Source organism: Porticoccus sp. (genome assembly GCF_041592135.1).
In the GTDB taxonomy this organism is placed as follows: Bacteria; Pseudomonadota; Gammaproteobacteria; order Pseudomonadales; family Porticoccaceae; genus Porticoccus.
This window is the reverse complement of record NZ_JBFHQR010000093.1, coordinates 1-9,570: the sequence shown is the minus strand read 5'-3', so window position 1 is coordinate 9,570 and position 9,570 is coordinate 1. Positions and strand designations below refer to the sequence as shown.

At 59.5% G+C, this 9,570-nt stretch carries 9 protein-coding genes; 7 read left to right on the top strand and 2 right to left on the bottom strand.

The features are described from left to right. A partial coding sequence (serB, locus tag ABY948_RS08875; protein ID WP_461482174.1) for a phosphoserine phosphatase SerB occupies nucleotides 1–955 on the top strand: 955 nt, incomplete at its 5' end. Nucleotides 956–975: 20 nt separating this feature from the next. Here serB and ABY948_RS08870 read toward each other — a convergent pair. Both ABY948_RS08870 and epmB read right to left on the bottom strand, forming a co-directional pair. Beyond that, nucleotides 976–3,060, bottom strand: a complete 2,085-nt coding sequence (locus tag ABY948_RS08870; RefSeq protein WP_461482173.1) for an EAL domain-containing protein — start codon at nucleotides 3,058–3,060, stop codon at nucleotides 976–978. Between the two features lie 166 nt (nucleotides 3,061–3,226). Beyond that, nucleotides 3,227–4,234, bottom strand: coding sequence for an EF-P beta-lysylation protein EpmB (gene epmB / locus ABY948_RS08865; protein WP_461482172.1), 1,008 nt, complete (start codon nucleotides 4,232–4,234; stop codon nucleotides 3,227–3,229). A gap of 45 nt (nucleotides 4,235–4,279) precedes the next feature. Between epmB and efp the strand changes: the two genes are divergently transcribed. The 6 genes from efp to hflK all read left to right on the top strand — a co-directional run. Continuing rightward, nucleotides 4,280–4,843 carry an elongation factor P gene (gene efp / locus ABY948_RS08860; protein WP_461482171.1) on the top strand — a complete coding sequence of 188 codons (564 nt, stop codon included), beginning with the start codon at nucleotides 4,280–4,282 and terminating at the stop codon, nucleotides 4,841–4,843. Nucleotides 4,844–4,939: 96 nt separating this feature from the next. Further along, nucleotides 4,940–5,911 carry an EF-P lysine aminoacylase EpmA gene (gene epmA, locus ABY948_RS08855; RefSeq protein WP_461482170.1) on the top strand — a complete coding sequence of 324 codons (972 nt, stop codon included), beginning with the start codon at nucleotides 4,940–4,942 and terminating at the stop codon, nucleotides 5,909–5,911. Then, entirely contained in the window at nucleotides 5,898–6,896 is a 999-nt protein-coding gene (gene miaA, locus ABY948_RS08850) for a tRNA (adenosine(37)-N6)-dimethylallyltransferase MiaA (protein WP_461482175.1), read from the top strand. The genes epmA and miaA overlap by 14 nt, the downstream gene beginning before the upstream one ends. Nucleotides 6,897–7,010: 114 nt before the next feature. Beyond that, nucleotides 7,011–7,271 carry an RNA chaperone Hfq gene (hfq, locus tag ABY948_RS08845; RefSeq protein WP_461482169.1) on the top strand — a complete coding sequence of 87 codons (261 nt, stop codon included), beginning with the start codon at nucleotides 7,011–7,013 and terminating at the stop codon, nucleotides 7,269–7,271. A 15-nt stretch (nucleotides 7,272–7,286) separates the two neighbouring features. Beyond that, nucleotides 7,287–8,600, top strand: coding sequence for a ribosome rescue GTPase HflX (gene hflX, locus ABY948_RS08840; protein ID WP_461482168.1), 1,314 nt, complete (start codon nucleotides 7,287–7,289; stop codon nucleotides 8,598–8,600). 158 nt (nucleotides 8,601–8,758) lie between these two features. Further along, nucleotides 8,759–9,570: FtsH protease activity modulator HflK (hflK, locus tag ABY948_RS08835; RefSeq protein ID WP_461482167.1), on the top strand; the 812-nt coding region annotated here is incomplete at its 3' end.

The following is a 9,570-nucleotide window of genomic DNA, read 5'->3' as shown; positions in this document are numbered from 1 at the left end:
TGCCCAGCAGGGCAAGCCGCGCCATATCGTGACCCTGCTGGCCCGCCGGGTGACGGCCCACCACATTGCCCGGGTGACGGCGGTGACCGTGGCGCAGGGATTGAATATCGACAAGATCACCCGGCTCTCCGGCCGGGTGCCGCTGGAACATATTGAGGCCAATACCAAGGCCTGTGTGGAGTTTTCCCTGCGCGGGGTGCCCGGCGATTTGGCGGCACTGCGCACTTCATTGCTGGAATTGTCTTCCGAGCTCGATATCGACGTCGCCTATCAGGAAGACAATATCTACCGCCGCAATCGTCGCCTGGTGGTGTTCGATATGGATTCGACCCTGATCGAGGCCGAAGTGATCGACGAACTGGCCAGGGAGGCCGGTGTCGGTGATCAGGTTTCGGCCATCACCGAAGCGGCCATGCGCGGCGAGCTGGATTTCAAAGAGAGCTTTGCCCGCCGCATGGCACTGTTGCGCGGGCTGGACGAGTCGGTGCTGGAGCAGGTCGCTGTCCGATTGCGCCTGACGGAAGGGGCTGAATTGCTGATGGCCACCCTGCGGCGGCTGGGCTACAAGACCGCCATCCTCTCCGGTGGCTTTGATTATTTTGGTCGCCATATCCAGCAAAAGCTGGGCATTGACTATGTCTACGCCAACCAGCTGGAAATTGTCGACGGCAAGGTCACCGGCAGGGTGACCGGCGAAGTGGTGGACGGCCAGCGCAAGGCCCGTCTATTGATTGAAATCGCCGCCCGGGAAGGGGTCTGCCTGGAGCAGGTGATCGCGGTGGGCGACGGGGCCAATGACCTGCCGATGCTGAGTATTGCCGGTTTGGGGATCGCCTTCCGGGCCAAGCCGCTGGTGAAGGCCAATGCCAAACAGTCTATCTCCAAGCTGGGGCTGGACGGCATCCTCTACCTGATGGGGCTGAGCGACCGGGACACCCTGTTCTGGCCGGAGTGAGTTGCCGGAATCGTTGCGGCTCAGTCCTCGCTGTTGAAGTCGTAGTCCATTTGGCGCGAGGGCGGCTGCAGGAAATGTCCCTGGATATAGTGGACCCCGCAGGTCCACAGGGTGGGGATCATGTCGGCGCGCTCCACAAAGGGTACGATAATCTTTTCATCCTCGGCTTTCAGTAGTCCTATCAGGTCTTCAACTTCCGCGTGGCTCTCCTCGCTCTGGTAGGCCTTCTCGATAATGACGCTGTCGAATTTGACGTAGTTGACGGACAGTTTTTGCAATAGCGTCATGGGTTCAATGGCCAGTCCGAAATGGGACAGGGCGACATCGCCGTTGATTTTACTCAGCTCGTCAATCAGTTCCACCGAGCGGTGGAACTGTCGGGCCACATCGATTTCGCGCAGCTGGAAGATGACCTGACGGGGAGACAGGTTGGATGCCCTGAGGGCGACCTTCAGCCAGGCAATAAAGCTATCATCGCAGATGGTCTGGCTGCTGATGTTGATGAACAGCCGCACGTTCGGCGCGGTTTTCAGGGTTTCGGTCAGGCTCTTGAAGGCTTCCAGTATGACCCAGCGGTCGATATCCCCCGCCACCGGGGTTTTGAAGGCCTTGGCAATAAAGTTTTCTGGCAGCGCTGCCGTCTTCGGCCCTTCCCTGGTGTGCAGCAGTACTTCGTAAAACTCTTCCTGGGTCCCCTGCAGCGGAATCACCGGCTGGTAGAACAATTCGAATTGCTTGCCTTCCAGCATGGCTCTGGCGGAATCCTCCAGATCCTCTTCGCAGAATTCGTGTCCGAGTTCTGATTCGTAGAGTTTGGCACCATTGGCGAAGGCGCCGTCATTGGCTTCGTAGAGCTCGTTGAGCGCGGCGAGTGCCCGGTCGATACAGCCTTCGGCGGTGGCCACGGTTTCACTGACCACCGAGGCGCCGATGCCCAGGGTCAGGGTATAGGTGCGATCATCCGGCTCGAAGATACTGGCGGCGACACTTTCGCAGAGGTGCGTGGCGTAGTGCAGGCCGGCGTCGGTACCGGTGTTTGGCATGATCATCACAAACGTGTCTTCCTTGAAACGCTTGAAGGGGTAGTCCTCCGGGTTTTCAGCGCGGATTTTTTCCACCAGTTGGGTGACCAGCTGTTCGGTGTTTTGAATGCCAATTTCCGCCAAGGTGTTGAGATAATTGTCCAGGGTGATGTACAGCATGATCGAGCTGTTGTGTTTCTGTGCAGCCTGGCGGATGGCGGTGTTGATGATCTCGATAACCTTGTCTCGCTGGATGCTGATCGCTGGACCATTTTCGGCAAGCGACCTTTCGAGACTGTTGCTGTTGCCATCGAGGAATTCGCGACTGATCAGGAATTCCAGTGCGGGTTCGCCCTGGTAATCCACTTTGGCAATGCGGGCCTCGATGGGTACGGGAATCTGGTCATTGGTGATGCCGGTGAAGGTCAGGTGTTCGGCGTAGACCTCCTCATCCTCTTCAATGGGGCGCAGGTATTCCTTGAGGCGGACTTGGTCTTCATGGGCAATGGTGTCAATCACCGGCAGGCAAATCATGCTGTTGCTGTCGAGGTGGCCAAACAGCTGTGCATAGCTGTCATTGGCAAACAGGTAGGTGCCTTCCTGGATAATGGCAATGGCATCAACCGAAGAACTGAGCAAGCGGTCACAGCGGCTTTCCGATTCCGCATAGCGGCGGCGGCACTGTCTCAGTCGACGGCGCTGTTCCAGGTTGTAGAGCGTGCGGGCAACGACCAGCAGCAGGTGCTGGTCCTCATCCATGGGGATCACGTCAGCGGCGCCCAGGCGCAGACCCTCGACGATATGCCGGGGATTGTACTCCTCGGAAATCAGGATCACCGGGGTGTCGCTGTTGAGTCGGCGCAACAGGGCAAAAATAGCTTTTGCCGGGGTGTTCGCGCCGCTGATCTGGCCGATGATCAAATCCCAGGGTTTGTCCTGCAGCAGTTTGGACAGGACTTCTTCCTGGTCCACATGTTTCGACTCGGCCCGATAATTGGCATTTCTCAGCAAACTGACAATACGGTTGGCTTCTTCAAAACTGTCGTGAACCAGAAGCAGTTTCAGGGCGTTGTCTGATGCCATCTCGGGTTGGTTCCTCAATATCTGGTCGTTGCTAGTGGGCCATTATAGAGTAATGCGGTGGCCACATCACAGCAGCCCGGCTGTATTGCCGCCCCGCGCAGCTGGGGAGGGCGCGCGGGGCGCCCGTTTCCGTGCGGCAGATCACAAAACAGGTCGTGCCTCGGGTTCAGCCCAGTGGCACCTTGTAGGGAACAGCCGGGATTTCGCGCACCAGTTTTGGTACCAGATAGCCGGGCAGGGTGGCCATCAGCTGTTGGTGTAGCTGTCGGGCGTCCTGATCCGATACGGCAAAATGTGCGGCGCCGCTGATGCGATCCAGCTGATGCAGGTAGTAGGGCAGCACACCGCATTCAAATAACCGCTCGGAGAGGCGAGCCAGTACCTCGGCCGAATCATTAATGCCCGCCAGCAGCACGGCCTGGTTTAACAGGGTGATACCGGCTTTTCTGAGGCGTTGCAGGGCGTTGTCCACGTGCGGGTCCAGCTCGTTGGCATGGTTGCTGTGAATCACCATGGTGGTGAGGAAGCGGCTATCCGCCAACCATTGCAGGCAGTGTTCGGTAATGCGGTCGGGTATGACCACCGGCAGGCGGGTGTGGATGCGCAACCGTTTCAGGTGGGATATCGACTCCAGTTGCGCGACCAGCCACTGGAGTTGCCGGTCACTGGCGGCCAGCGGGTCGCCGCCGCTGAAAATCACCTCGGTAATGGAGTGGTCGCGGGCGATATAGTCGAGCGCCCCTTGCCATTCCCCCCGCCCCGGTTTGTTGTCTGCATAGGGGAAATGGCGGCGAAAGCAGTAGCGGCAGTTGATGGCGCAATTGGGGCTGACAATCAGCAGCACCCGGCCGTGGTATTTGTGAACCAGGCCGGGCACCGGGTTGGCATTCTGTTCTTCAAGGGGGTCGCTGCTGTAGCCGGGGGTGGCCAGCAACTCGGTGCCCAGGGGCAGCACCTGGCGCAGTAGCGGGTCGTTCAGGTTGCCTCGCTCAATGCGTTGCAGGTAGGCGAGGGGCACCCGCAACGGAAAATCGCCGTGGCCGGCGAGCGCGCCGTCAAGCAGTTCTGGGTCGAGTTCCAGCAGCTGCAGAAGCTGATTGGGATCGCGAATACTGGCGGCAAGTTGTTCTTGCCAGCTCAGACTATCCACAGTTGTGGCAGAACCGGTTATCATAGCGCGCTCTTTTTAAGGAAGTACTTACCGAGTGTTGAGGCAATAATGGCTATCTATTCTACCAACGAATTTCGCTCCGGTCTGAAAGTCATGCTGGATGGCGATCCCTGCTCCATCGTGGAGAACGAATTTGTCAAACCCGGCAAGGGGCAGGCATTTAATCGGGTGCGCCTGCGCAACCTGAAATCCGGTCGTGTCTGGGAGCGCACCTTCAAGTCGGGGGATTCCCTGGAAGGCGCCGACGTGGCGGATCGCGATATGCAATACCTCTACAACGACGGCGAGTTTTGGCACTTCATGGAGCCGGATACGTATGAGCAGCACCAGGCGGATGCCAAGGTTGTTGGCGATGCCGCCCAGTGGCTGAAAGAGCAGGACACCGTGATTGTGACCCTCTACAACGGCGCACCGCTGTCGGTCACCCCGCCGAACCATGTGGAGCTGGAGATTGTCGAGACCGATCCGGGCCTGAAGGGCGATACCGCCCAGGGGGGCACCAAGCCGGCGACCCTCGCTACCGGCGCGGTGGTCAAAGTGCCGCTGTTCCTCAACATTGGCGACAGGGTGCGTGTGGATACCCGTACCGGGGAATACCTGAGCCGGGCATAACTTGTTCGGCGCGACGTTCGCGGCGCAAGGATGTGCGGGATCGCTAAGGGTGGCTGAGGCCACCCTTTTTACTTTGTTCGTCGGGCTATTTTACAGGTGAGTAGGCAGAGAATGGTGGACTGGCAACCAACGGCAACCCTCGATATCCTGGCGCAGCGCGCCCGGTTACTGTCCTATGTTCGCGCCTTCTTTGAGGCCGCTGGTGTCCAGGAAGTGGATGTTCCGGTGCTCGCCGCTGCGGGGGTCACCGACCCGCACATCGACTGCCTGCAAACCTGCGTCAACGGCCGGGTGCAATACCTGCAGAGCTCTCCCGAATACTACATGAAACGCCTGCTGGCGGCGGGTAGCGGCAGCATCTACTGCCTCGGTCGCGCGTTCAGGGACGGCGAGGCAGGGCGTCGCCACAACCCCGAATTCACCCTGCTGGAGTGGTATCGGGTCGGTTGGGACGAACATCAGTTGATGGTGGAACTGGCGTCACTGGTGACGGGCCTGGAGCTTGGCTGGGCTACCCATCAGTACAGCTATGGCGAGCTGTTCCAGCAGGTGATTGGGCTGGACCCGCACAACGCACCTTTGGCGGTCATCCAGCAAAAGGCGTCAGCACTGTCCGGCGGTTCGTTTGCCGGCGAGGGGCGCAGTACCTGCCTGGATCTGATTTTCAGCCTGGCGGTGGAGCCTTCATTGCCGGACGGCCTGGTGCTGGTACACGATTATCCCGCCTGCCAGGCGGCACTGGCGCGGTTGGACCGCGATGCCCAGGGCAATCAGGTGGCGCGGCGTTTTGAGGCGTTCCTCCACCGCATGGAGCTTGCCAACGGCTACTTCGAGTTGACCGACCCGGTGGAGCAGGCAAGCCGCTTTGATGCCGATCGGGCGCAGCGCAAGGCCATGGGCAACCCCGATGTGCCCGCGGACCGGCATTTGCTGGCCGCCTTGTCCGCGGGCTTGCCCGATTGCGCCGGCGTGGCGCTGGGGGTGGATCGCCTGCTGTTGCAATGGCTGCAACTGGGCGACATTTCACAGGTATTGCCTTTTGCCTTCGGAGCTGATGGTGAGCGCTGAACCGTTGCCCCCGGCCATTTTCCTGATGGGCCCCACGGCTGCCGGCAAGACTGATCTGGCCATTGCCCTGCGCCAGCATTTGCCGGTGGAGTTGATCAGTGTCGACTCGGCACTGGTCTATCGGGGCATGGATATCGGCGCGGCCAAGCCCTCCCCCGAACTACTTGCCGCGGTACCCCACCGGCTGGTCGATATTCGCGACCCGGCGGAACCCTACTCCGCAGCGGAATTTGTGCGCGATGCCCGCCAGGCCATGGTCGAAATCACCGCCGCCGGGCGCGTTCCCCTGCTGGTGGGCGGCACCATGATGTATTTCAAGGCGCTGTTGGACGGTTTGGCAGACATGCCCTCTGCCGATCCGGGAGTGCGCGCGGCGATAGAACGGGAGGCGCTGGAGAAAGGCTGGCCCTGGCTGCACCGGCAATTGGCCGAGGTCGACCCGGAAACCGCCGCCGAACTGCACCCCAATCATTCCCAGCGCATCCAGCGGGCGCTGGAGGTTTACCGCAGCACCGGCAAGCCGTTGTCGCGCTTCAAGCGCGAGCAGCGCGAGGGCGGCAGCGATATCGGCTCCCTCAACGGCGATTATCGGGCTGTCCAGCTTGCCCTGTTGCCGCATCACCGGGGGGTACTGCACCAGCGTATCGAGCAGCGTTTCAAGCAGATGTTGGCGCAGGGCTTTGAGGAGGAGGTGAGAGCGCTCCACCGTCGCGGCGATCTCCACGCCGATCTGCCGGCGATGCGCGCGGTGGGATACCGCCAGATGTGGCAATACCTGGAAGGGGAGGTCGACGCGACCCAGATGGTGGCGATGGCGCTGGCCGCCACGCGTCAACTGGCGAAACGGCAGCTCACATGGCTGCGCGGCTGGCCGGATTTGCATGAACTTTTTATTGATAATGTGACTGGCCAGTCAATTAATTTTCAAGAGATTGCTGCGCATTGCTTGAAAATTCTCGAAAATGAACCCATATACAAGGGATAGGCCCGAGAGTATGATGGCGGGCCTGTCTAGATTGATGGCTTCGCCGTACCCGAATATGTAATTACTTGTTTTTACGGCGGTTTATTTTGTTCCTTTATATTGAGGAGAGCTCTAATGTCAAAAGGGCATAATCTACAAGACCCTTTTCTGAACGTCTTGCGCAAAGAACGTATTCCCGTCTCTATCTTTCTGGTAAATGGCATTAAATTGCAGGGCCAGATCGAGTCTTTCGACCAGTTTGTGGTGCTGCTGAAAAATACTGTCAGCCAGATGGTATACAAGCACGCTATTTCCACTGTTGTTCCCTCTCGCCCGGTACGCCTGCCTATGGCTACTCCCGGTGGCCCGGACGACATGATGGACGCTGGCGAATAACTGCAGAGGTACTGATTGTTTTTTGACCGTCCCGAGTCCGGTGAGTTAGCCGTACTGGTTCATTTGAACCTTGGCAGCGAAGACGAACCGGAAGATCCCCGGGAGTTCGAAGAGCTGGTACTTTCCGCTGGTGGCGATCCGGTTGCCCTGATTTCAGGGCAGCGCAACGCCCCGCATCCAAAATACTTTGTCGGCACGGGCAAACTTGCAGAGTTGTCCGATCTGGTGCAGGAAGCCTGTGCCGAGCTGGTGATTTTCAATCACAACCTCTCTCCCAGCCAGGAGCGCAACCTGGAAAGTGTCCTGAAATGCCGGGTGCTTGACCGCACCGGGCTGATTCTCGATATTTTTGCCCAGCGCGCCCGCACCCACGAAGGTAAGTTACAGGTGGAACTGGCCCAGTTGCAGCACATGTCGACACGACTGGTGCGCGGCTGGACCCACCTGGAGCGGCAGAAGGGGGGTATCGGTCTGCGGGGCCCGGGTGAAACCCAGCTGGAAACGGACCGCCGGCTGTTGCGCGCGCGCATCAAATCGATTCAGAAGCGCCTTGAAAAAGTGCGCCGGCAGCGGGATCAGGGGCGCCGTTCCCGGCAGCGCGCCGACCTGCCCACCCTGTCGCTGGTGGGCTATACCAACGCCGGAAAATCCACACTGTTTAATCGGCTCACCGATGCCGATGTCTATGCCGCCGACCAGCTGTTTGCCACCCTCGATCCCACCATGCGTCGGGTTGAGCTGGATGACGTCGGGCCGGTGATCCTGGCCGATACGGTGGGGTTTATCAGCCACCTCCCGCACAAACTGGTGGAGGCCTTTCGCGCCACCCTTGAAGAGGCGGCCAGCGCTTCATTGTTGCTGCACGTGGTGGATGCAAACAGTGACGAGCGGTCTGTCAACATCAGTCGGGTGAACGAGGTGTTGGCGGAGATCGGCGCCCTGGAATTGCCGACCCTGATGGTTTTCAACAAGATCGATCTTCTCGAACACCCCGAGCCGCGCTTGGAGCGCAATGATCAGGGACTGCCCATTGCCGTCTGGTTGTCGGCCCAGACGGGAGCCGGCTGTGAGTTGTTGTTGCAAGCTCTGGCCGAGTTGCTGGCCAATGAAACGGTTCACGAAACGTTGCTGCTGCCGCCCAGCATGGGGCGACTGCGCGCGTTGCTGTACGGCAATAACGCGGTCGTGTCGGAGTCCCAGGCAGAGGATGGCGGGCTGAGGATGGAAATCACCATGCCGAAGGCCGATTTTCTGCGGCTCCTGAAGTCAGAGAATCTGTCCGTGGAGCAGCTGCGTAGTCAGTCTGCTTCCGGTCGAAAAATTGCCTGATCAGTCAGCGTCGCCAACCTGATGGCGAACGCTGCCCGTTTGGGGCGAGTTGAGGGCCTGGTTGTTTTGGTCGAATCAGTACGTAAAACGTAGTATTTGTAGGCTGGATTGGTACAATCAGCAGCCGTTTTATAACGCGCGACATCTCGGAGAAAATTATGGCTTGGAATGAGCCCGGCGGTGGCAAGGACCCCTGGGGGGGCAACAGCGGTGGTGATGGCCCGCCCGATCTGGATGAGGCGCTGAACAAGCTGCGCGCCCGTTTCGACAAGATTTTCGGCGGCACCGGTGGCGGCAGAAGCGGCTCCGGCAATAACCTGCTGGCCATCGTGGTGGCGGTGTTGATTGTCGGCTGGGGGCTGTTTGGCTTCTACCAGGTGGATGAAAAGGAAAAAGCCGTCGTCCTGCGACTGGGTAAATACCTGGACACCGTCGGCCCCGGCCTGAATTGGCGGCCGCTGTTGATTGACCGGGTCTATCAGGTGCGCGTGACAGAGGAGCGGCAGTATTCTTCCCGCGGCCAGATGCTGACTGAGGATGAGAACATCGTCGAACTGCCACTGACGGTGCAGTACAACATCAGCGATGTGAAGGCCTTTGTGCTCAATGTGAAGAGTCCCGAAGCCAGTCTTCGCCACGCCACCGACAGCGCCCTGCGCCACGTGGTCGGCAGCAGCAAGCTGGATGAGGTGGTTTCCACCGGTCGCGGAAAGATTGCCGACGAAGTGAAGCTGCGCCTGCAACAGTATCTGGACAACTACGGCACCGGGATTCTGGTTCGCAAGATCAATATTCAGGAAGCCAAACCGCCGACCGAAGTCAAGGCGGCCTACGATGATGTCATCAAGGCGCGCGAAGACCAGGAGCGGTTGATCAACGAAGCGCAGTCCTATGCCAACGGTATTATCCCCGAGGCGCGGGGCCAGGCGCAGCGCATGATCGAGGACGCCCACGGCTACCGCGAGCAGGT